This is a genomic window from Rania fehmarnensis (assembly GCF_056494185.1).
The window spans coordinates 3,896,709-3,920,284 of sequence record NZ_CM151398.1 but is presented as its reverse complement, the minus strand read 5'-3'; the positions used below and the strand labels follow the sequence as shown (position 1 = coordinate 3,920,284).

Here is a 23,576-nt window from a genome sequence, read left to right as displayed (position 1 = left end):
CACAATCGCGTGAAATTGGAGTTACAGTGAGAAAAGCACACGAAACCGCGTAGGCGGCCCGCGTGCTTTTCTATTGTCTATTCAAACTTACCTGACATGCATACTCGAATCGCAAGGCGGCGATGCCACCGACGATCTAGTCGGTAATCGCGTTAGGTTCGCCGGCGCCCTTGGTGCCCATTGCACCCCAAACTCCGTAGGGACTCATTCCGCCAGCATTGATCAGCGGTGCGACGATCGACGGATTGCCCGCGTCAACACTATCGCTAATGAAGCGAACGCTACCGTCGGCCAAAGCAAACTGGGCACCACCGGTGTGTTCACTGCCTGGAGTCCAGATACCATTGGTGTGGTGATACGAGATGCTACCCTCAGCGATCAAACATGAGGCCGAGTTGGGAGGCAGAATCGTAGTGAAAGCTGCGAAGTAAGCGTTACCGCCGAAACCGCGATAACCCACAGCATTGTCACCGGTGGGAATGGCCGCCGGATCAATATACTTTCCAGCTGCCAAGGTTGCTTTGCACACGATTGGTTGCAATGTGGTGATCGTTCCAGCCACCGCAGTTACCATCCCTCGATTGGTCAGGTCTACTGGTCGTTGACGTTCGCCCAATGCCAGTGTGTTGCTGGTACCATCGGTGATCGAGGCCATCGAAGGATAATTGTAGCGACCGAAGATCCCGCGATTGTTGATCGGTTGTTTTTGAATAGCCAACGCAGCATTAGTGCGTTCGCCAGGTGTCACTTGAGTCGAAGCGTAGTTGTCACCCACACAAAAAGCATAGCTGCTCAGAGTGTTGGTGCGCTGTGGACGCGATGGATCCGACTCACCAGCATCGCTAGGACATTGCAGGAAAGGCAGCTTGGTGGCAATCAACAAGAAGTTGCCAGTTGGATTGTCGGCCCAAGGAGTAATCTGCGCCGTTTCAATCTGTTGATACAACGGCTGCTGTTCCAAGTATGGCAACAGAGCATGCCATCCGGAATACACACCACGTTGACCACCGATCAGACCGGCAGCTATACCCGTGTTCATGTTGCCGGCTCCCATGCAGTGCGCAGGGAATCGTTTGAATGCCGATTCGTAGTTGTGTAGCGCCAATGCCTGCTGTTTCAAATTGTTGCTGCAGCTCATCCGACGGGCTGCTTCACGAGCCGCTTGAACAGCTGGCAACAACAGCCCGACCAGGATGCCAATAATTGCAATCACCACCAGTAGCTCGACCACCGTAAACGCAGCTCGGCGACGGACTCGGAGACAAGCGTCCGGTTGCCTCATAACTCACCTCATCAAAGTTGTAGGAAAACTAAGGGAAAATTGAGATCCCAGAATTCTAAGCACTAAGATGTCAGTTCGTCAATCTGAGTGCGCAGTAACTTCCCCGAGAAATGGCATGAAAGGGGAGCAATCAAACCTAAAGCCAGCCGCATTGATTCCAACTTTTTCTTTATCCCCCACCCTTTTAGTGAGGACAACTTGCCTAACGAGGTGTGCCGTGCCCTTCGATTATCAATGCGGACTGTGCTGCGGAAGTCACTAAGAAGTATTCACGCAGCCCCGAGGGCCACTGGACGTCCAACTGCAAATTAGCTGTATCCACGCCAGCTATATGCAAGTTGCTGCCGTAATGACTTTGGTATCCGCGACCCGCAAGCACCCGTTGAACTTGAATAGCCCGGTCATTGACCAACCGACAATGGCTGCCCACAGCGGAACGGTTGGCTCGCGTCCCGACTAACTGCAAACTCATTCCGTGGTGAGGTGACACTGAATCGTTGCGCAAAACACTGGGTGGCGAGTTGGCGTTGAGCACAACTACATCCACGTCGCCATCGTTATCAAAATCCTCCAGCGCTACTCCGCGACTGCTGGCAAGAATCTGCAGACCGCTACCAGCCTCATTAGAAATGTCGACAAACTTACCACCGCGATTCTCCAGAACAAAGTCACGCACCTTGACGCCGGTTCGATCATCGATGTGCTGAATGTTGTCCATGAAATGCCCACACGCAGCATAAATATCGATATCACCATCGTTATCGAAATCGACCAGTCCACATCCCCAACTGACGTGCGGGTGCAGTCGGCTATCAACCCGTGCAACCGCAGTGTGATCCATGAACTGGCCGCCTCCAAAGTTCATGTATAGCACTGGCATCTCATCTTGATAGGTCGTGGTGAACAGATCAAACAGTCCGTCTCCATTCACATCGCCGATGTCAATGCCCATGTTACCGTTGGCTTTACCTAAGCGATCAAAGGCCACTCCGCTAACCACAGCCTCATCTCCGAAGTGCCCCTGCCCATCATTGATCCAAAGTGAGTTTGGTCGTTGGTCATTGGCGACCATGATGTCGCAATCGGAGTCGTCATCGATATCCACAGCGATCACACCCATGCTGTAGCTGGACTGAGCTGCAATTCCGGACGATTGACTAACGTCTGTGAACGTCCCATCGCCTTCATTGCGAAATAGTGCGTCGGTGCTGGGCGGATAGTCAACCGGCCCGGGATGAAAGGCATGCTGACCGATATACCGCATCTTGTGATCGCTGAGGGCGAATTGCACATAGCTGCCCACGTACAAATCGAGATCACCATCATTCTCGATATCCAGAAACGCGCAGCCGGCTCCGACTCTATCAGGTAACATCAACCTGGCAGCACGGGTTGCCTCGGTAAATGTTCCGTCGCCGTTATTGCGATAGAGAAAGTTTTGCCCAAAGTTGCTGACGTATAAATCAGGATCTCCATCCTCGTCGTAGTCAGCCACGACCGCTCCCATCCCATAAGACAGCTGGCCAACTCCTGCGGCCTGAGTCACGTCAGTGAACGTGAAGTCACCGTTATTGCGATACAACCTTGGTCGATAGTCTTCGACTTGACTGGCATCGAGGGTGCCAACCTCTTTCCCCAGCGGCTTACCATTCACGAAGAAGATGTCTTGCCAACCGTCGCCGTCGTAGTCGAAGGTCGCCAAACCTCCGACGACCGACTCAACGATGTAACGCTGGCCGCTGCCGCCATCGGTATGCACGAACTTTATGCCACTCTGAGCAGTGATGTCCGTCAGACGAATCGCGGATGTGGGTCGGTCCTGCGCAAGTGCAGCCGAACCAATTAAATAGAGCGCACAGCCAATTATCTGTCTTGTAGTCTTAATCAATCGCTCTTGCATTGCGCTGCGCACTTCTTTGGACAGCCACCGGAATAGATCGCCTGGAGTATAGTCGGTAGACAAATGACGCCGCAACTATGTTTACAGTGCTACTCGTACGCCTTTCGTACTCGTACTCCTACTCGTACTCGATGGGCGAACTCGCTTACTATTTCGAGTAGGAGTAGGAGTAGGAGTAGGAGTAGGAGTCAGTTAGTGCTGCGGGGCCGCCTGCGAAACTTCTTGCACAAGATCAGCCGAGAGTTGGTTGTTGAGTAGTTCATTAGCGCGCCGTGCAATGGGTGCAGCTTCCGTGGGTTTCTGCAGCAGCAACAGAAAGCGTCCCAGCAACAGATGGAGATTGCCATCGTCAGGCATCCGCTGGCATGCCAAGCGCAAGACGGCTTCCGCGTCCTGGGGACGATTGAGCTGCATAGATACATTGGCCAGGTTCTGATAGTGAGCCGCCTCCGAAGGCTCGAGTGCAATCAACTGTCGATTGAACTGCACGGCTCGATCCCAGTCGCCCTGTCGCCGCGCCAGCGCGGCCCAGGCCGCCAGTGCAATAGCATCCTTTGGGTTCACTTGGACGGCGCGCGACAGCATGGTTTCTGCTGAAGGCACTTTGCCTTTGGCCTGGTACAGCATGGCGATAGACCGATAGATGCTGGACAACACCTTGCTCATATCGTTTGAATGTCGAACTTCGAACGATTCTTCTGGCTTAGCCTGTTCGGCTTGTGAAACCAGCTCATGCCAACGCTGCAGGGCATTGTTGGCCTCTGCTTTTTTCTTTTGGATGGCTAGTGAGCGTCCCAAGAGCTGCCATGCTTCGGGTTGATTGGCATCTAATTCCGTCGCGCGGCGAGCACTCTGTTCGCATTCACTGGCTAGAGCCAGTTGCAATTGGACTTTGCCTAGCTTAATCCAAGCCGCACTTTGTTGAGGCGCGCCAGCCACGACTTGCCTGAGCTCGGCGTGAGCCGCTTCCAAGTTACCCAATCGCTGATGACATTCCCCCAATAGCTCATACCACGCGTTCGGAGGTGACCCATCTGACCGCGCGGCCTCAAGCGTTTGCAGTGCCTCTGCGTTGCGACCAAGTTGCATGAACAGCTCGGCGAAGTCGAGACGCATCTGCCGATCGTGCGGCGCCAGCTCAATCGCACGCTGCAGACTAGGCTCAGCCAACTTCGTGCGCTTCAGTCGCATTTGGGCGACGCCGAAAAGATGTTCAGCTTGGGCATCACCAGGAAACTCGCGCATCAAAGTAGCCAACGCCCCATCGACGCTGGTCGTCCATTGCTCAATGTCGATCAATGGTACCTTGTTGTCGGAATCATCTGCAGTCGGCAGCTCAAGTCGCGCGACGAGTTGCTCAGCGGTCAAACTCGCGAGCGACTCGACGCCCGCTGATCCAAGTGGTTCAGCCTTCGACTCGTCGTTGTACGCGGGAATCGAACGGTTGGCATAGAGAGCAATAGCGAAGACGATGGCCAAAGCGGCTAAGACGAGCAGCAGCCAGCGACGGTCCGGCCGTCGATTAGCTGGTTGTTGATTTTTGTTCTTGCGATGTTTGCGTGACATTATGAGTGCGGCGGCCTAATCCGTCGCTTTCATGTAAGCGTAGTCGTTAGCTCAGTCCACTGCGGTTCAGCAGGCCGACAACCACCGTCGCCAGACGGTGGACGCTGCGGCTGGATTCTCCTCACCGCTTGGCACACGTAATCGGCGCAACACTTGCAATGATCGTTCATCGATCAACACTAGTACATCGTGCGAGGCATTGCAGTGGGCCGAAATTTAAACAGCGTGGCCGCCAACCGACCAGCGATCGCTATCGTTCTGATCGCAATTCTACCAGGGTGCTTTCAATCAACGAAGCAAGAGCCGCCGAAATTACCGCCGCCTACAGTCACTTTCAAGCGGCCGATAGTTCAGTCGGTAGTAGACTTCCGCGAATACACTGGACGCACGGCCGCTATCGAGTCAGTAGAAATTCGAGCGCGAATCGGTGGTTATCTCGAAACCATTGAATTCAAAGAAGGAGCGGAGGTCCAAGTAGGTGATCTGTTGTTTCGCATTGATCCACGCCCAGCTCAGGCAACAATCCGCCAAGCCGAAGCGAACTTGGCAGCTCAACAAGCTCAGCTGAAACGTTTAGAGTTAGATCTATCTCGAGCCCGGGAATTGATTTCCTCAAGCGCCATCAGTCAAGCCGAACTGGACTTGGCGATTTCTAGCTTCACCAGCGGTCAGGGGCAGTTGAAATCGCTCGAAGCCGCAGTGGCCCGCGCCAAATTGGACCTCGAGTACACCGAGATCCGTTCCCCGATCGCCGGCCGCACCGGCCGTGCTCTGGTGACCCTTGGTAATTTGGTAGTAGCCGATACGACCGTCCTTACCAGTGTGGTCTCGATGGATCCCATCTTCGCCTACTTCGATGTCGATGAAAGTTCAGCCCTCGACTACCGAGCGCGCGTCCGCGAAGAACAAGTCGATAGTGCCCGCAATACACGCATCGAGATCGCACTAGGTCTAGCCAACGAAAAGGGATATCCGCACAAAGGTTACATCGACTTTGTAGACAATGTGACTGATTCGGGCACCGGAAATATTTCGATTCGCGGACGTTTCGACAATCCCGATGATTCCTTGCTGCCCGGCTTGTTCGCACGCGTTCAAATTCCCTTCACACGACCCTACGAGGCGCTGTTGGTCCCACAATCAGCACTGGCCATGAATCAACAAGGCCGCTATGTGCTGGTGGTTGACCAAGAAAACAAGGTTAACGTGCACGTCGTCGAAGTCGGATCAACGCATGGCGATAATGTGGTCATTCGTTCCGGGATAAATGCCGACGATCGCGTGATCATCGCTGGCCTGCAGAAAGCGCGACCGAGCAGCATCGTTGACCCCATCGACGGGGATAAATCAGCCGCCACGCAGTCTGCAACGCCGCCCACGCTGTCGGAGTCGCCGACCGATTCCACCCCCGCTCGTGCCCAGCCTGGTGGAGACGCCACTAGCAAATGATTTCGCGATTCTTCATCGACCGACCTATCGCGGCTAATGTGATTGCCATCATCACCATGATCCTCGGCGTGGTGGCCATCTTCTCATTGCCCGTTGAACGTTATCCGAATATCACGCCACCCACGATCCAAGTGACCACTGTCTATCCAGGCGCCAATGCGCAAGTGGTGGCCGATACAATTGCCGCGCCGATTGAACAGCAGGTCAACGGCGTCGAGGACATGCTGTACATGGCTAGCTCCTCTTCAGCCAACGGTGCTTATTCGCTGACGATCACTTTTAATGTCGGCACCGATCTCGATAAGGCGCAAGTGCTGGTTGAGAATCGCGTGGCCCTGGCTGAACCTCAACTGCCATCGGAAGTGCGTCAGCAAGGCATTACGGTCAAGAAACAGTCGACGAGTATTCTGCTGGTGGTGTCCTTGACTAGCCCCGACAATACCTTCGACAGTCTGTTTCTGTCCAATTACGCCAACTTGCAGTTACGTGATGAACTTAGTCGGGTAGAAGGCGTGGGGGAAGTGACCGTCTCGGGTAGCGGCGCTTATGCGATGCGGATCTGGGTGGATCCAACCAAGCTGGACGCACGCGGTATTACGACCACCGAATTGATCGCGGCTCTACGCGCTCAAAACGTGCAAGTGGCCGCCGGTCAAATCTCGCAACAACCCATGTCGCACAAAACCGCTTTTCAATATGCGGTCAGCTCAGTTGGTCGCTTGTCTGAACCAGAAGAGTTTGAACAGATCATCGTCAAAAGCGATCCAGCTGGCGACGTAACTTACCTGAGTGATGTCGCGAGAGTGGAGCTAGGCGCGCAGAGCTACGATCAATTTACCCAGCGTGGTGGCCTGGAGTCGGCCAGCATTCTGATCTATCAACTGCCCGATGCCAACGCACTGGACGTCGCCCAGCGCGTGCGCGCCGCGGCTGATAATTTGAGTAGGTCATTCCCGCAAGGCATGCGCTACGACATCCCCTTCGATACCACCAAGTTCGTGGGGTCTGCCATCGATGAAGTTTACAAGACGCTGCTAGAAGCCGGCTTGCTGGTGCTGGTGGTGATCCTCGTGTTCTTGCAGGACTGGCGAGCTGTACTGGTGCCGGCAACTACAGTCCCCGTGACCATCATCGGTGCTTTTGCCGTTATGCCTCTGCTGGGTTTTTCCATTAACATCCTGACGCTCTTCGGCCTGGTGCTGGCTATCGGGATTGTGGTGGATGATGCCATCGTGATCGTCGAAGCCGCCGCGCATCACATCGAAAATGGGATGAGTCCCCGCGATGCAACGATCAAGGCCATGTCGCAGGTCACGGGTCCAATTATAGGCATCACGGCTGTGCTGATGGCTGTGTTCTTGCCAACCATCTTCTTGGCCGGCGTTACAGGCAGACTGTACAGCCAGTTTGCGTTAACCATTGCGGCCACAGCCCTGCTGAGTGCAGTCAACGCACTGACGCTCAAGCCCGCGCAGTGTGCCAGTTGGTTGAGAGCCCCCAAAGAGAAGAAGTTGTTTCTGTCGCGGTGGTTCAATACAGGCTTTGGTTGGCTGGAACGTTCATACACCTGGACTACCGGTTGGCTCATCCGATTGGCACCGATGGTGATGATTGCCTACTTCGTTATTGTGGGACTCACAGCCATCTGGTACGTGCGGCAACCAACTGGTTTTCTACCTACTGAAGATCAAGGGTATTTGATCGCTGTTGTGCAATTGCCCGATGCCGCCTCGCTGGATCGCACTCGGGAGGTGGTCGAGCAGATCAACCAGATCTTGCCCGAAATTCCTGGGGTTGAGACTTGGTTTACACTCGGCGGTCTCTCGATCTTGGAGGGCAGCCAATCGTCCAACGCAGCCACGATGTTTATCGCCTTGGAGGACTGGGATGAGCGCAAGAGTCCGGAGACCAATCAAAACGCGATTCTGGGCGCGCTCAGTCAGAGACTAGCGTCCGTGCAAGATGCCATGGTCTTGGCATTTCCACCGCCGGCCATTCAAGGGCTCGGGACAAGCGGTGGTTTTGAAATTCAGATCGAGGATCGAGGTGGGGCTGGACTGCAAGGTTTGCAAGCTGCTGTCAATGAAGTCATGGACGCAGCCGCCCAACGCCCTGAGCTGACGCGCTTGAACACCTCCTTTCGTGCGGGTGTGCCGCAACAATTTGCCGATATCGATCGCGTCAAGGCACTGAGCATGAATGTGCCGATCGGCGATGTCTTCTTGACGATGCAGGCCAGCTTGGGGTCAGCCTATGTGAATGACTTCAACAAGTTTGGCCGCACCTATCGCGTCTATCTGCAAGCCGACGAAGCCTACCGCGACCAGCCCGGCGATATTCGACGGCTTAAGGTCCGTAACATGGAAGGCAAGATGGTCTCGTTGGGTACCCTGGTCGATATGCGCGAGTCGTTTGGTCCGCAGATCATTCGTCGCTTCAATTTATTTCCGACAGCCACCATCACTGGTTCCTCCATTCCTGGCGTTAGCTCAGGCGAAGCGCTAACACTCATGGAGCAATTGTTCGCAGCGCACGTTGGTGACAGCCGCATCGGATACGATTGGAGCGGTCTATCGCTGCAGGAGAAACAAACCTCCAACGAAGCCCTAATCGTATTTACCTTTGCCACGTTGATGGTCTACCTGGTGCTATCGTTCTTGTACGAAAGTTGGCTCTTGCCGCTGGCAGTGATTTTGGTCGTACCGCTGGGTATCTTAGGTGTGGTGGCGTTCATCGCCTGGTTCGGCATCGACAATAACACCTACGTGCAAATTGGCGTGGTGCTGATCATCGCCCTGGCCAGCAAGAACGCCATTCTGATAGTCGAATTCGCCCGCGAGCAGCGGCAAGAAGGTAAGTCGATTCGCGAAGCTGCGGTGCAGGCAGCCAAGTTGCGTTTCCGCCCAATTCTGATGACGTCATTTGCGTTCATCTTGGGCGTGCTACCGCTGGTGTTTGCGACCGGAGCAGCCGCGGCCAGTCGCCGAGCGTTGGGGACAGCCGTCTGCGGAGGAATGCTCAGTTCGACAATCTTGGCCGTGTTCTTCACACCCGTCTTTTTTGTCGTGTTTCAGTGGATGAGCGAGAAGTTGACCTGGAAGAAATCTGAAACTTGAGAGCTCAAGTTCCAGACTTCGAGTTTCAGACTTCGAGTTTCAGATTCTAGTTTCCAACTTTCACGCTCACTTCTTGTGTGCCTTGTGACATGCGCCGCAAGAACCAGTTAGCGTTTTCATTTCCGCTGCCAAACCCGCGGCATCTTTGGCTTCGATCTTGGCCAACACGGCTTCGCTGCTGGTTTGCAGCGTCTTAACTGCGTCGGCCCAGGCAGCATCGGGACAGCGTCCATCGTCCATCAAGTTGTAACTGATCTCATTTAAGAGAGCAGCATTCGTGGCGACTGCTTCCCAAGCTTTGTCATCAGCTGGAGCGGTCTTGGCAGCATTGCCCAGAGCGGCACAATGCGGCTGCACAATACCCGCCATCAATTGTTTGGTCGTCACCAGGCGAGACTTGCCCTTCTTGATTTGCGCGTTGGCTTGAAATGCCAAGCCCAGACCGGCAACGGCCACTAGTAAAACAATTGTCAACTTCTTCACTTGTGAGTCTCCTGTAAAAACTTGGTGCAGAACAAAGTGGACAAAAATATCCACAATTGGAATGGCACGCAGTTTAGAGGAGTACGCTACTAGAATGCAAGCATTTTCTACTGTTTAGAAAACGGATCTCAAATCTTTGGCTCGAGCGTGGCCGAAAGACATGAGATCCCAAGAGATTGATGCGTTCTTAGCTGTGAATTACGTGGGTGGCAAACCAATATTCTTGGTTGCGACGCACAGATCGTCAGAGAATTTGCTTTTGCTAAAGCACGAGTAACCGTGGGCGAAAGTCCGGAAGATATACTCGGTCTGCGCCATCAGTGGCCCGCCATTGGTGCACACATCCGCTGGGAAATCGCCAATGGTCACCTGAATCGTCTCGCGGCAACCGAGCGAATACGGAGAGCGACAACTGTCGGGGGCATAGACGGCTTTGAAAATCCGCGGGTCGCGCGAAGAATACCAACGATTGCAGTTGGCTTCATAATCGGATTTCTTCATCCACTGGATAGTAAATCCACCCGGAGCACCACGCGAGCCGGCCGTTACATTGAGCGTGATTGCGGTCTCACCAACTGGCTCTACCAGACTCAAGCCAGGAGGGTGAAGTTCGAGGAACCAAAAGAAGGCCGACGCGGGCTGGGCCTGCATCGTTTCCACACCTACCACTGCGCTGGCCAGAAGCGCAGCACGAAAGAAAGTTCGACGTTCCATGGCCTTGTACTCCAATTCAAGCCGTGTCAAAAACGGTACTCTTCTCCCCGAGTACCGGAGGGGCGGACTCATGATAAACCATATGACTTTCGCGCCTACCTGCAACCTGTTATTTTTCCCTTATTATCCAGCTTCACTGCCAAAGCTGCCTGTAGCCAAATTTTCCTCCGACCGATGGACTAGCGTTACAGCCAAGCGACTTGCCGGGTGCTGAAATGTGAAACGCAGAGGTCGCAGAGGCCGCCGAGAATAGGTGTCTTCTCTGCGATCCTCTCCGTCTCTGCGTTTAATAATCAGAACCATTTAACCATTCATTCTTCAGATCAATTGACTCGCCTGTCGAACATGACCACAGATTTAACCCCCGCCACTTCCATTCTTCGCAACCATTTCCAGTTCGACGAGTTTCGCTACCCACAAGCTGAGGTTATTGAACGAACCATGCGTGGAGGTCATTCGCTGGTTATCTTACCAACCGGTGGTGGCAAGTCGCTGTGTTTCCAAATTCCCGCCATGTTGCTGGCCGAATCGGCTGACCCAACGACTAGCCGGTCCGACCAGCGTCCGTCTCCGTTGACCGTCGTGCTGTCTCCTTTGATCTCGCTGATGAAGGATCAGGTCGATCGACTGGTCCGGCGCGGTATTGCTGCCACCTACATCAATTCGTCGTTGGATAGAAACCAGCGCACGGCGCGGTACGCAGCGATCCGCAATGGGCAGTACTGTTTGCTGTACGTAACACCTGAGCGATTCAGGAAAGCCGAGTTTCTCGAAGTGCTTGAGACGCGCGACATCAAATTGCTGGCCATTGACGAGGCGCATTGTATTAGCCAGTGGGGCCACGACTTTCGCCCCGACTACTCGCTGGTCGGTGCGTTGCGCGCCGGTCTTGGCCAGCCCACTACGTTGTGCTTAACAGCCACCGCGACTCCGGATGTTCAGCGCGACATAGTACAGCAACTCGGCTTGCCGGGCTTTGGTCCATCCCTGGCCCAGTGCCAATTGTTTCATCTGGGAATCGAACGACCAAATCTCGCCCTGGATGTACGCACTGTTTGGGGCCGCGATGAAAAATTGGAGGCCATCCAAGAAACGCTGCACTACTGGCAACGCCAATCCAACCGCACACCCAGCGGTATCGTCTACTTTACGCTCATCAAAACACTGGCAGAGTATAGCGAGCAACTGGAGCAAATAGGTATTGAGCATGTCTGTTATCACGGAGACCTCGATCGCCAACAACGCCGACGCATTCAAGACCGTTTCATGTCTGGTGAAACTGAACTAGTTCTGGCCACAAACGCCTTTGGCATGGGCATCGACAAAGAGGACATTCGCTTTGTCGTGCACGCTGATTGCCCGGGAAGTCTGGAAGCCTACTATCAAGAGATAGGTCGAGCAGGACGCGATGGTCTGCCTTCTCAGTGCCTACTTCTATACGACCAACAAGACCTGCTAACGCAGATGGAGTTCATGAAGTGGTCTAACCCAGACGCCGATTTTTACACTCGCGCCTATAACATCATGACCCATCAAGCCGACGCTGTACGCGCCTTCGGTATTGAGTGGTTGCACAACCAACTTTGCGATCGACAACGCCACGACCGTCGGCTTGATACTGTACTGTCCATGTTCCAACGCTACGGTTTGATCGAAGACGAATACGATCTCGGTCAGCTCGATATTGCTCAGCCACTTCCTGCCATCCTGGCTGAACCAGAAGCTCGCCAAGCGAAACTACTAAGAGACCAACGTCGACTGTATGCACTGGTTGAGTATGTGCAGGCTGAAGATCGACGCCATTATTTGCGCGAATACTTTGGGATCGGCTGAACAAGTGAACAAAAGCTCACCGAATGAATTGCTATCAATTGGCGTATCGAGCACTGTTGGTGAAGGCAGCACGTTTACCATCTATCTGCCAGTGGACTAGATACAACGTCAGATTGGTAGTCGTACGTATTCGTACTTCTGTAGCCGAAGTCGCCAGACTTTGGACTGCATCACGTCAGACTCATCCAATCTCTGGCGAGATCGGCCACGAAATCACTTCAGTCTTCTATAAAACAACACTGCCGACGCGTTGGCGTCGGCAGTACGTTTTCCGAGGCGGGTCGCGCTTCGGCTAATATCCGGAAGTCTAGTGCGCTGGATTACCAGTCGCGACGTCCGCCGCCACGGTCACCGCGATCGCCGCCGCCACGATAGCCGCCGCCGCCGCCACCGCCACCGCCGCCACCACCACGGTCACCACGATAGCCACCGCCACCGCCACCGCCGCCACCACCACGGTCTTCGCGTGGTCGAGCTTCGTTGACTTGTAGCGTGCGCCCGTCCTGATCGCGGCCGTTGAGACCTTCGATTGCGTCAGCAGCTTCTTGTTCGGTCGACATTTCGACGAACCCGAAGCCCTTACTACGTCCGGTCTCACGGTCCTCAATTACTTGCGCGCTGACGACTGTGCCATAATTGGAGAACAGCTGTTCAAGCTGATCTGAACGCAATTTGTAGCTGAGGTTGCCGCAATACAGTTTCTTACCCATCATCAAACTCCAAAGTGTCCCGTTCTTGCATTTGCAGCTGGATAAGACACCGGGACCGAATCGCCCTACCCAACGTTTCTACCGCTGACAAGCCAAGGAGCTTGCAGCGAATTTTCTCATGTCTGTGCGCTGCAGCACTGGTAGGGCAGGTCATCAATCGCGGTAGCAAGCAAGAGACTCACGTGGTGGATTTACTCAAGAGACGAGTTGCACAACCAACCGGAGAGACCGCTGAAATCGCATTCTAATGATCCGATCAAACATAGCCTGATCGGTCTACAAGGGCTTCACGTTGTGGGGAATATAGCAGGTCGCCCACCCCGAGTCAAATAGAGAAATTTCCAGAATTATGGAGAATTTTTATTGCCATGCTCCCCGGTTCGAGCAGGAGCGTGAGAGCAAATCGACGTCGGCTAGCGGGTTCACCTCGCCTGGCGGCTACGGGTTAAACGATTTACTCCCACTCCTACTCGGCGATTGGCTATTTCAACGCTTGTAACAACTCTCCCGCTTTGGCCTCAAAAATCGCTTGCCACTCTGGTGCCAAAATGGAATCACAATCCTCTTGAGCACTGCCCGGATTCAATAACTGCTCACTGGTCGGCGCGTAATAAATGTAGCCGTTGGTATAACCAGCTACACAGGTACTGGCATGCGGCGAAGCTTGCTGAATGTTCAATCCGATCTGGACTGTTAACTCGCCGGGAAAGGTCACCATGGCCAATTCACCCAGCCGCAGCGCCGTTACATCGACGGTCACCGTCCGTTTACCCGCGGCCACCATCTCTGCTTGATGCTTCTTCAGCAAAGCCAAATTGGTTTGCACTCGAGTCAGCTCCTCCATGGTTTCGATGTTCACCAGGTATTGGTGCAGATTGCGCCGGTTCTCGGCATCGAGTCGACGCAGATCGTCTTTGCCCAGCTGATCATCGTGCAGATAACGATGCGAGTAGTAACTCGGAAACTCTTCGCTCAAGCGATATTTAACCGCCAATGCCAAAAACGTCTTGATATTCAAACTTGTGCCCTGCAAGGCGCTCAGCAATTGCCGCTGCTGTGATTCCAGTTCAGCGATGCGCTGCGTACGATCGGCCCGCGGCAATTCCAACTTGACGCTCAACGTCTTCAACTGCTCGGTGGATTGACAAGTGATCGAGCGCATGGCTCGCAGCGTACTGAGGCCCAACTTGTTTCCTAGAGGTTCCGCGCTACGCGGATGATCGACGTCCTTATAAAAGATCGGATTGATATCACCGCCGCAGCCTTGCATGAACAGGGCCAGCGTGCCTGGACTGCTGTTCTCTTCAATCACTTTGGATGCATAGCCTATTATATCCGCCGTGTTAGCACCGCTGGGCACTCCTTGGATCGGATGGCACGCAAAGTTGTACAGCACCGCCAACGTTTGACCATCTAGCTTCTCGAGCTTCAAGACGCCGATCTTGGGATCAATTGGCCCGGTCTCAATAACCTCGTCATCAGGCGGCAAAGCGTAAGCATGCCGCACATCCGCCGTGCGACCACTCTTTAACTTCAAACGGCGGTTCTCCATGATCGAATCTTCATGTCCAAAAGCGAAGCCAATTTTCACCGGCACTAAATTTCGCAGGGCTTCATCAATCGCCTCCCCCGTCGGCTTGTCGAGCTCTCCCACAACGCGGCCATGGCAGTGACTGGCATTGACAATCAAACTCTCAGCCGGCACTTGCCACTTCTTTTCCAAATGCGCCCGAACCTTCGGCAAATAATCACTGGGAATTGGACCTATCTCGCCAATTGCCACTGCGTCGACGGTGACGATTACCAACTGCGCCGAACCGCTTTTGAGCGCCAATACCTTGACGTACAGCGGATCATTGACCGGCCCCGAACGATCTGTCACATCCCGCTTGGCAATGCCTGCCAATAGCTCCGCCCGGCAAGGGAGAACCAAGAGACAGGCCAGCCATAGTGCCAAGAGTAGTTTCAACATTCGGTGTTCTTTCCAAGTCATGATTTTGTTTCGTAGCGGAACGCGTCAAGCGTTTCGAATCTTGTAGCGGAACGCGTCAAGCGTTTCGAATTCCGTCATTTCATCTCAAGCCCAAATACCGAAAGCCTTGACGGCTTCCGCTACGGAGCGGTAGTCCAAATACCGAAAGCCTTGACGGCTTCCGCTACGGATAGCTAGTGCTTCTGACGCCCCTTTATGCTAGGATAATGGAGTCCCGCCCAACTTTCCTGCCTACCTCTCACCTGCCGATGCCTGCGATTATGGAATCTCGATTCGTGCAAGCTATGCAGACTCTCGCCATTATGCTCCCGCTCGGCGTGCTGTGCAGCGCGGCTCTGGCGGCCGACGATGGAACCTCTGCCAATTCAACCGGCAGCAACCATTGGGCTCATCAGCCTTTGGCCCAAGTCTCCGTGCCTACGCCTGATAATGATCAGTGGTCGCGGAGCCCTCTCGACCGCTTTGTCCTGGCGGCCATGTTATCGCAGGGCTTAGAACCTGTGGCAGATGCGACGCGCGAGCAGCTGATCCGACGGCTTTCGATTCAGTTGATCGGACTGCCGCCAACGCAAGCGGAGGTGGCTGCCTTTCTGCAGGATACTTCGGCTGATGCAGTTCAGCGTGTTGTCGATCGCTTGCTCAGCTCACCACGCTTCGGCGAACGATTCGGTCGACACTGGTTAGATCTAGCCCGTTACGCCGACTCAAATGGATTGGATGAGAATTTCCTCTTCCGCGAAGCCTGGCGATATCGCAATTGGGTTCGCGATGCACTCAACGCGGATATGACTTACGATCGATTCTTGCTGGAACAAATTGCTGGTGACTTGCTGCCCTATGACTCTATCGCTCAGCGCGATCGGCAACGCATTGCGGCTGGCTTTATCGTGATTGGTCCCAAGGTACTACTAGGAAACAATCCAGAAAATCAAAAAATGGAAGTCGCCGACGAGCTGCTGGATACCGTCGGCAAAGTTGTGCTGGGTCAAACGCTAGGCTGTGCGCGTTGTCACGACCACAAATTCGATCCGGTGCCTACCGCCGACTACTATGCGATCGCTGGTATCTTCGCTTCGACGAAAGTCATGGAGCAACGCTTCATGCTGGGCGAACAGCGAGTAATGGAACGCCTGGTCGGACTGGGCGAGGACGGAGATAAACTGGACGAAGCGTACGAGAAGTTCTATCGTGAACTTCCGGCCACGCGAGAGAAAATCAAGAAAGCGGCCGAAGCCTTGGCGCTGCTGCGCCCCGCGCGCGATGAATTGCTGACCGACGAAGAGTTAGAAAAGTATCGCGACGCGCTGGCACCGGCGGCTCTGGATGTGCGTTTGCAGGCGTCTGATCGCATCGAGGCCCAAGCTAACTTTGTGAAAGAGCTGACGCAGCAACTGGCCAGCCCACCACCGATTCCACCGCGAGCCATGATTCCGGCCGATGTCGACAAACCGGCTGACGAGCACATTCGCATCGCGGGCAAATTCGACGAGAAAGCAGACAAAGTGCCGCGTGGATTCTTGACCGTCCTGTGCGATGGTCCGCCCACGTCGATATCGGAATCCGAAAGTGGTCGGGTGGGCCTGAGCAAATGGCTGGTCGATAGTAACCAACGCAGTGGCCAGCTGGCAGCTCGCGTGTTGGCAAATCGATTGTGGCACCACATGTTTGGCCGCGGCCTGGTACGAACCGTCGATAACTTTGGCATCACCGGTGAACAACCATCCCATCCTGAACTGCTCGACTATCTTGCAAGGCGTTTGATTGATTCTGGTTGGTCAATGAAAGCGCTCGTTCGCGAGATCGCGCTCTCGCATACTTTCGCCCTAAGCAGTCAGATCACCGACAACGGTAGCGATGTCGATCCTGAAAATCGTTATCTGTGGCGAGCCAACCGTCGACGTTTGGATCCCGAGTCGTTTCGTGATGCCATGCTGATGGCCGCCGGTCAACTCGACGTCACACCGATGGACTCGTCGGTGTGGTACTTGGGTGACCAGGCTACTGCGGTCGGCAGCAATCCAGTGCGTCGGCGCACCGATTTTCCCTGCCGCAGTTATTACTTACCGGTTATTCGCAACGATCTCCCTGAGTTGTTCGAAGCGATGGATTTCGCCAATCCTCATGCCGCCACTGGTGCTCGGCCTAAGACAACCACCCCAGGCCAGGCATTGTTCGTGCTCAACGACGATATGGTCATGAAAGCTGCCGAACAATTGGCCGATCGCCTGTTGGTCGATATTCCCAGTTCCGAGCAACCGGGAGCTCACATGAGCGAGCGTATACGTGAAATGTTCCTGCGCGTCACGGGCCACGGCCCGGCCGAGAACGTGCAACTGGCCATGCACACCTACATTTCACAATCCTTGGTTCAACTGCAGAGTCAACAAGTTGAACAAGCCGAGCGCCGAGCTTGGAGCCTGGCTTGTCATGCATTGTTGGCATCCAGTCAATTTCAATACGTAGATTAAGGAGCGGTACAGCATGGCTTGCCATAACTTCAACGCCCGCTCGACACGGCGCTCGATGCTTCGCAACTCTGCCGCTGGTTTCGGCAGTGTGGCTCTTACAGGCATTTTAGCGAACCCCGCGGCCCGCGCCGTAACGCCTGAGGCAGGCCAGAGTCATGGCCAGCTGCAGCAGTTGCACTTTCCTCAACGAGCGCGGCGCATCATATTTTTGTTCATGTGGGGTGGTCCGAGTCACGTGGATCTATTCGACCCTAAGCCACTGTTGGCCAAAGAACACGGCCAGCCGATTTCGGGCGAATCAGTAAACAGCCAGAAACGCAAAGGCAAGCTGGGCACCGCGATGGCTTCGCCCTTCAAGTTCAAACAACATGGCGATGGTGGCGTGTGGATCAGCGAACTGTTTCCGCAAGTCGCCAGGCAGGCTGATCGACTGTGCGTGATTAACTCCATGCACACCGAAGGCGCAGCCCACGGCGAAGCGTTATTGCGATTGCATACCGGGCAAGCCAACCTTGTGCGGCCCAGTATTGGATCGTGGCTCAGTTATGGCCTAGGCAGCGAAAACGAAAACCTGCCCGCCTTTGTGACGATCTCGCCACCACGTGGTCACGGTGGAGTTCAAAACTACGGTAGTGCGTTTTTGCCGGCTATCCATCAAGGAACCGCGATTGGATCGGCAGAAACCCCTATCACCAAAGCCCGCATCGCAAACCTGGGCAACGCCCGCATCGATCGCCAGACCCAGCGACAGCAGTTGGACCTGATCCAATCGCTCAATCAAGATCATCTCGGGCGCGCCGAAGCGGACCAGGGCATCGAAGGCCTGATTGCTAACTATGAATTGGCCTTCCGTATGCAAGCCACGATTCCCGAGCTGATGGATCTGGAACGCGAATCCGCCGAAACTCACGATCTATACGGCATCGGCAAAGAGCCTACGGATAACTTCGGACGACAGTGCTTGTTAGCTCGCAAGTTTGCCGAAGCTGGTGTGCGCTACATTCAAGTCTCCACCGATTACACGTGGGATCATCATCAGAAGGTCAAGGAAGGTTTGATCGGCGAAACAGCCAAAGTCGATCGCCCCATCTGCGGCTTGCTGACGGACCTAGCGCGGCGCGGCCTGCTGGATGACACCTTGGTCGTATGGGGCTCCGAGTTTGGACGCACGCCAATGGCTGAAGGCGCAGACGGACGCAATCATCATCCACAAGGCTTTACGATGTGGCTGGCTGGCGGTGGTACCAAAGGTGGATTCACTTACGGCTCTACCGATGACTACGGATACGCGCCCGTGCATAACGCAGTACACATGCATGACCTGCATGCCACGCTGCTGTACGCCTTGGGTATCGATCACGAGCAATTGACGTTTCGACACGCCGGCCGCGACTTCCGCTTGACCGACGTTCACGGCAACATCGTCAAACAACTCTTCACGTAACGGAAGCCGTCGTAGCGGAAGCCGTCAAGGCTTTCGCGCATTTCACCGTAGCGGAAGCCGTCAAGGCTTTCGTGCATTTCGAAACGCTTGACGCGTTCCGCTACGAGAACTTCGAAACGCTTGACGTGTTCTGCTGCGGACGGATGGAACATTTTTCCATACTTCTGCACGATTCGGGTCGTGTCGGCAGAAAGAGATTGAATGGTTCGTCCTCGCCCAAATCGTTTAACCCGTAGCCGGCAGGCTAGGCAAACGAAGGAGTGCACATGCAGGGATGAGTTTCTGTACAGAGCGAGTGTGGCGATAGGCATCCAAAGTCTGGCGACTTCGGCTACAAACGAAAAAAGGCTCGCTTTCTTCAGTTGGAGAAAGCGAGCCTATTAATCGTGGGTCCGGAGATCAGCGGGCTAAGTGTCAAAAGTGGTTCGTGTAAGCACCTGGCAATCGTGGAATGGATAATTCGGTGCTGAAGCTTGTATTACACGAGTTCTTTTTTGCCGCCGATCAGCGTACGCAGTCGTTCGGCCAGCAGACGAGCGTCGAATGGCTTCTTGAACGTTTCATTTATGCTTGAACGATCAAAGCTGAACGTCTGGCCGTCATCAGGCAGCAAGGCGATCAGGATGATATCGGTAAAGTCGTTATTCTTGCGCAGGTTTTGGCAGATCTGCAATGCTTCCACTTTGCCGATCGAGAAATCTACGATCATGCAATCTGGGTGGAAACTTTCTGCTTGGATGCCTGCCTCAAAGCCACTAGCAGCAGTACCGACTTTGAACGATTTCTCGAGCGGCAATTCGCGCTTGAGATTTTCGATCAAGACTTGATCTTGAGCTACGATCAAGACTTTGGCCATGGCTTCATCTTCAAGATCTCCCAGGGGCATACCATGCTCCTTGAGAAACTTGATGAGGTATTCGCGTGGTATGCGGCGATCTTGCGATCCCGGAATGCGATACCCTTTTAGCCGGCCGGAGTCGAACCACTTGCTGACGGTCCGAGGGGCCACCTTGCAGATCTTTGCGACCTGGCCTGTGGTGAACACCTTCATATTAAGGATCTCCGTTTTCCTTTCAAAATTTTCTAGCTACGCTGGACGGCGTCAATCATTGATCCATCCAACCCAGCACTGTTGGCCCCTGTCGCAAATTCGGCTTGTCAACCCAGTTGAATGTTTGTACAAGCAACTGATGGCTGACTGACCTGCTGGTCGTACCTTTGCGGGAAACGGCCGGCATTTGCGAGCACTTGGGTCAGGGCTTTCCTGTGTGGTCCGTGCGGTAAAAATGGATTCGTACCGTCGACTCCACGGTTGGACATTTGCTAGCTCTTGCCCCAGGCAAGGGATGGGTGGTTGTCGCTAGGACTTGCCACACCCCCGTACAGCTCCTCCAGCGCACGCTGACGCGCTTGGCAAATGCTTTGCTAGCTGCCTCGACTGTTGCATAGAATGCAACTACAGAGAGAATTTGAGCGGTCGCTGTGCGATGCAGGCCACCCACACCTCAGTCTGACCTTTCAGCCAGAATCGGTGCGCGAGCATGCTCAGCTCAGCGCGCAGGCCTCACACCCATGGTGTAAGCTGCGTTTTCAAATTCCCCCCTAATCGAACCAGCCGCTCCACATTCGCCCCACCACAATCGATGCGTTGGGACTGAGCAGAACAAACTGTCCGCAAATTGTTTTCGATTCGAGCCGGGTATCTACTTTAGTGAGATTGCTCGTTTGCTCAGCTTCATTCGCCATAACCGATCAACGGGTACGTTGTAAACTCGCCAACTTAACAATTCGACCAAAACAACTTATGATCAGCCTCTTCGAGTTATTCAAAATCGGCGTCGGTCCCAGCAGCTCTCATACGGTTGGTCCGATGCTAGCGACTAGCCGGTTCGCACAACAGCTAGACTCACTGCAATTGTTGCCGCAGGTCGCGCGCGTTCAAGTCGAGCTGTTCGGATCACTCGCGTTAACCGGCTTAGGACACGCCACCGATCGCGCCGTCATCCTTGGTCTAGAAGGCAATCATCCCGAGTCGATCGATCCCGCGATCATCGAACCGCGCTTTCATACGATCTGCGATACCCATCATTTGAGACTCGCTGGTGAACACAATGTTCCCTTCCAACTTGAGTCGGATTTGATTTTTCATCGCGATAAAGTCTTGCCTCGACATCCCAACGGCATTCGCGCTTGCGCAATGGACAGTAACCAAACTATTCTGCTGCAGCGCGATTACTATTCGGTTGGTGGTGGTTTTGTGATCAGTGATGATGACACGGTAGAAACAAGCGATAACCAGGCGGACGCTGAACCGCATCCGTTCACTAGTGGTCAAGAGTTGCTGGCCATCTGTGATCACTACCAACTGTCGATGGCAGATGTCGTGCATAGCAACGAACTAGCGCGCTACAGCGAAGATCAGATTTCGCAAAAGCTGGACAAGATCTGGCAAGCCATGCACGACTGCATTGAACGCGGTTGTCATACTTCGGGAATTCTGCCAGGTGGATTAAAGATCAAACGCCGTGCGCCCGCACTCTATGAACGACTGACCCAAGGCGGTCCTGAATTGAATGACCCGTTGATTCAGATGGACTGGGTCACCATGTTCGCCTTGGCAGTCAACGAAGAGAACGCCGCCGGCGGCCGCGTGGTCACCGCTCCCACCAACGGCGCGGCCGGAGTGATTCCCGCAGTCTTGGCCTACTACGATCGCTTCATGCCCGGCTCGACGCGCCAGGGCCGCCAGTTGTTCCTCAAGACGGCCGGTGCGATTGGGATGCTGTACAAACGCAACGCCTCGCTCTCGGCGGCTGAGATGGGATGCCAGGGCGAAGTCGGCGTGGCTTGCTCCATGGCCGCCGCCGGCCTGGCCGCCGTCATGGGCGGCTCGCCCCACCAAGTCGAGAATGCAGCCGAGATCGGCATGGAACATAATCTCGGTTTGACCTGCGACCCCATCGCCGGCTTGGTGCAGATCCCCTGCATCGAACGCAACACCATGGGCGCCGTCAAAGCCATCAATGCCGCGCGACTAGCCGTCCTCTACGGTGACGGCACGCATCGCGTCCCGCTAGACCAGGTCATCGAGACCATGCGTCAAACCGGCGTCGACATGCAAAGCAAATACAAAGAAACCAGCCTCGGCGGCCTGGCCGTGAATTTCGTAGAGTGCTGAGCCCTGTGGCATAGGCTTCCAGCCTGTGTGTGTGGCATAGGCTTCCAGCCTGTGTGTGTGGCATAGGCTTCCAGCCTGTGTAATTTCAACAACCTCCCGCAGCCATCCAGCCCGGTGATTCATCCCGTGTTAACGCCCCAATAGCCGCATTATTGGAATACCGGCTGCCACTAGAATGAGAAGCAAACACAGTGGTAGAAGCCAAAAACCACACAGGCTAGAAGCCTATGCCACACAAACACAGGCTGGAAGCCTATACCACACAGGCTGGAAGCCTATACCACACAGGCTAGAAGCCTATGCCACATGGCTCCTTCCGCCATTTGACCGCTGGCATTATAATTCCCACCCAAACACTGAACTATTTTGACAATGCCTTTTGGAGGAGTACGCGTCGTGCCAGTTCGCATCGCTATCAATGGATTTGGTCGTATCGGTCGTCTCACTTTCCGTATCCTTATGGAACGCCAGAATGAGTTCGAGATCGTCGCCATCAACGACTTGACCAAAAACGAAATGCTGGCCACGTTGCTCAAATACGACACCGTTCACGGCCGTTTCAACGGTACGGTCAAGTCCACCGATACGCACCTGATCGTCAATGGCAAAGAAATTCTGGCTCTCTCGGAACGTGATCCCAGCAAATTGCCTTGGGGCGACCTCAAGGTTGATATCTGCATCGAGAGCACCGGCATCTTCACCGCTCGTGCAGCCAATGGCAAAGCTGGTTACGACACGCACTTGACCGCCGGCGCCAAGAAGGTTGTCTTGAGCGCTCCTGCGAAAGATGGTGCCGATCTAACTTGCGTGCTCGGCGTCAACGATGAAAAACTGAATGCTGATTTGAAGTGCATTTCGAACGCGAGCTGTACGACCAACTGCCTGGCACCTGTGGCTAAGGTGCTCAACGATACCTTCGGCATCGAAAGTGGTTTGATGACCACTGTGCATGCCTACACCAACGATCAAAACGTGCAGGACTTGCCTCACGCCGATCCCTATCGAGCCCGCGCTGCAGCCATGAACATCATCCCGACTTCGACGGGCGCTGCGACGGCCGTCGGTTTGGTGATTCCCGAGCTGAAGGGCAAATTGACCGGTATCTCGATGCGTGTACCGGTCGCCACCGGCAGCGTGGTCGACTTGACCGCCAACCTCAAGAAGGACACCACGGCTGACGAAATCAATGCCGCCATGAAGGCTGCTGCCGAAGGCCCACTGAAAGGCATTTTGTCTTACACCGAAGACCCAATCGTTAGCTCCGACATTATCGACGACCCGCACAGCTCGATTTTTGCTGCCGATTTCACTCAAGTTTTGGGTGACAAGGGCAAGCTGGCCAAGGTCATCAGCTGGTATGACAACGAATGGGGTTACAGCTGCCGCACGGCCGACTTATGTGCTCGCTTGGCCAAGTTTTTGTAATTTCTATTCTGAGTT

The 23,576-nt window shown here is 54.4% G+C and carries 16 protein-coding genes; 7 read left to right on the top strand and 9 right to left on the bottom strand.

Annotation, left to right across the window (positions count from 1 at the left end; translation table 11 throughout):
* Positions 1-136: 136 nt before the first annotated feature.
* The 3 genes from SH573x_RS13110 to SH573x_RS13100 all read right to left on the bottom strand — a co-directional run bounded on the left by SH573x_RS13110 (position 137) and on the right by SH573x_RS13100 (position 4,748).
* Complete coding sequence (locus SH573x_RS13110) at positions 137-1,282, bottom strand: DUF1559 family PulG-like putative transporter (protein WP_479355693.1); 1,146 nt, start codon at positions 1,280-1,282, stop codon at positions 137-139.
* Positions 1,283-1,484: 202 nt separating this feature from the next.
* Positions 1,485-3,182 carry a CRTAC1 family protein gene (locus SH573x_RS13105; protein WP_479355691.1) on the bottom strand — a complete coding sequence of 566 codons (1,698 nt, stop codon included), beginning with the start codon at positions 3,180-3,182 and terminating at the stop codon, positions 1,485-1,487.
* Positions 3,183-3,374: 192 nt separating this feature from the next.
* On the bottom strand, positions 3,375-4,748 hold the full coding sequence (locus SH573x_RS13100) for a tetratricopeptide repeat protein (RefSeq protein WP_479355690.1): 1,374 nt from the start codon (positions 4,746-4,748) through the stop codon (positions 3,375-3,377).
* Between the two features lie 204 nt (positions 4,749-4,952).
* On the opposite strand from SH573x_RS13100, the gene SH573x_RS13095 reads away from it, so the two are divergent.
* Positions 4,953-6,197, top strand: a complete 1,245-nt coding sequence (locus SH573x_RS13095) for an efflux RND transporter periplasmic adaptor subunit (RefSeq protein ID WP_479355688.1) — start codon at positions 4,953-4,955, stop codon at positions 6,195-6,197.
* A complete protein-coding gene (locus tag SH573x_RS13090; RefSeq protein ID WP_479355686.1) occupies positions 6,194-9,313 on the top strand; it encodes an efflux RND transporter permease subunit in 3,120 nt (1,039 codons plus the stop codon). The genes SH573x_RS13095 and SH573x_RS13090 overlap by 4 nt, the downstream gene beginning before the upstream one ends.
* A gap of 66 nt (positions 9,314-9,379) precedes the next feature.
* On the opposite strand, the gene SH573x_RS13085 is transcribed toward SH573x_RS13090, so the two are convergent.
* A complete protein-coding gene (locus SH573x_RS13085; RefSeq protein ID WP_479355684.1) occupies positions 9,380-9,796 on the bottom strand; it encodes a hypothetical protein in 417 nt (138 codons plus the stop codon).
* Positions 9,797-9,994: 198 nt separating this feature from the next.
* Positions 9,995-10,510 (bottom strand): hypothetical protein, encoded by a 516-nt coding sequence (locus SH573x_RS13080; protein ID WP_479355683.1) that lies wholly within the window; start codon positions 10,508-10,510, stop codon positions 9,995-9,997.
* A 345-nt stretch (positions 10,511-10,855) separates the two neighbouring features.
* Here SH573x_RS13080 and SH573x_RS13075 point away from each other — a divergent pair, with 345 nt between their 5' ends.
* Positions 10,856-12,343, top strand: a complete 1,488-nt coding sequence (locus SH573x_RS13075; RefSeq protein ID WP_479355681.1) for a RecQ family ATP-dependent DNA helicase — start codon at positions 10,856-10,858, stop codon at positions 12,341-12,343.
* A 320-nt stretch (positions 12,344-12,663) separates the two neighbouring features.
* Here the strand turns inward: SH573x_RS13075 and rbp are convergent, their stop codons facing one another.
* Together rbp and SH573x_RS13065 are read right to left on the bottom strand one after the other, a co-directional pair.
* Positions 12,664-13,056: an RNA-binding regulator gene (gene rbp / locus SH573x_RS13070; RefSeq protein WP_479355679.1), complete on the bottom strand. Its 393-nt coding sequence runs from the start codon at positions 13,054-13,056 to the stop codon at positions 12,664-12,666.
* Between the two features lie 478 nt (positions 13,057-13,534).
* Positions 13,535-15,025 (bottom strand): hypothetical protein, encoded by a 1,491-nt coding sequence (locus SH573x_RS13065; protein ID WP_479355677.1) that lies wholly within the window; start codon positions 15,023-15,025, stop codon positions 13,535-13,537.
* A 281-nt stretch (positions 15,026-15,306) separates the two neighbouring features.
* Here SH573x_RS13065 and SH573x_RS13060 point away from each other — a divergent pair, with 281 nt between their 5' ends.
* On the top strand, positions 15,307-17,514 hold the full coding sequence (locus tag SH573x_RS13060; protein WP_479355676.1) for a DUF1549 and DUF1553 domain-containing protein: 2,208 nt from the start codon (positions 15,307-15,309) through the stop codon (positions 17,512-17,514).
* A 13-nt stretch (positions 17,515-17,527) separates the two neighbouring features.
* On the top strand, positions 17,528-18,958 hold the full coding sequence (locus tag SH573x_RS13055) for a DUF1501 domain-containing protein (RefSeq protein ID WP_479355675.1): 1,431 nt from the start codon (positions 17,528-17,530) through the stop codon (positions 18,956-18,958).
* On the opposite strand, the gene SH573x_RS13050 is transcribed toward SH573x_RS13055, so the two are convergent.
* Both SH573x_RS13050 and SH573x_RS13045 read right to left on the bottom strand, forming a co-directional pair.
* The gene (locus SH573x_RS13050) at positions 18,925-19,128 is read right to left on the bottom strand and encodes a hypothetical protein (protein WP_479355674.1); all 204 of its coding nucleotides are present in this window, start codon (positions 19,126-19,128) and stop codon (positions 18,925-18,927) included. The two genes, SH573x_RS13055 and SH573x_RS13050, sit on opposite strands and share 34 nt — an antisense overlap.
* Before the next feature lie 308 nt (positions 19,129-19,436).
* The gene (locus SH573x_RS13045; RefSeq protein WP_479355673.1) at positions 19,437-20,009 is read right to left on the bottom strand and encodes a response regulator; all 573 of its coding nucleotides are present in this window, start codon (positions 20,007-20,009) and stop codon (positions 19,437-19,439) included.
* A 753-nt stretch (positions 20,010-20,762) separates the two neighbouring features.
* Here SH573x_RS13045 and SH573x_RS13040 point away from each other — a divergent pair.
* Together SH573x_RS13040 and gap are read left to right on the top strand one after the other, a co-directional pair.
* A complete protein-coding gene (locus SH573x_RS13040) occupies positions 20,763-22,136 on the top strand; it encodes an L-serine ammonia-lyase (protein ID WP_479355672.1) in 1,374 nt (457 codons plus the stop codon).
* A 396-nt stretch (positions 22,137-22,532) separates the two neighbouring features.
* Positions 22,533-23,561, top strand: a complete 1,029-nt coding sequence (gene gap, locus SH573x_RS13035; protein WP_479355670.1) for a type I glyceraldehyde-3-phosphate dehydrogenase — start codon at positions 22,533-22,535, stop codon at positions 23,559-23,561.
* Positions 23,562-23,576 lie beyond the last annotated feature (15 nt).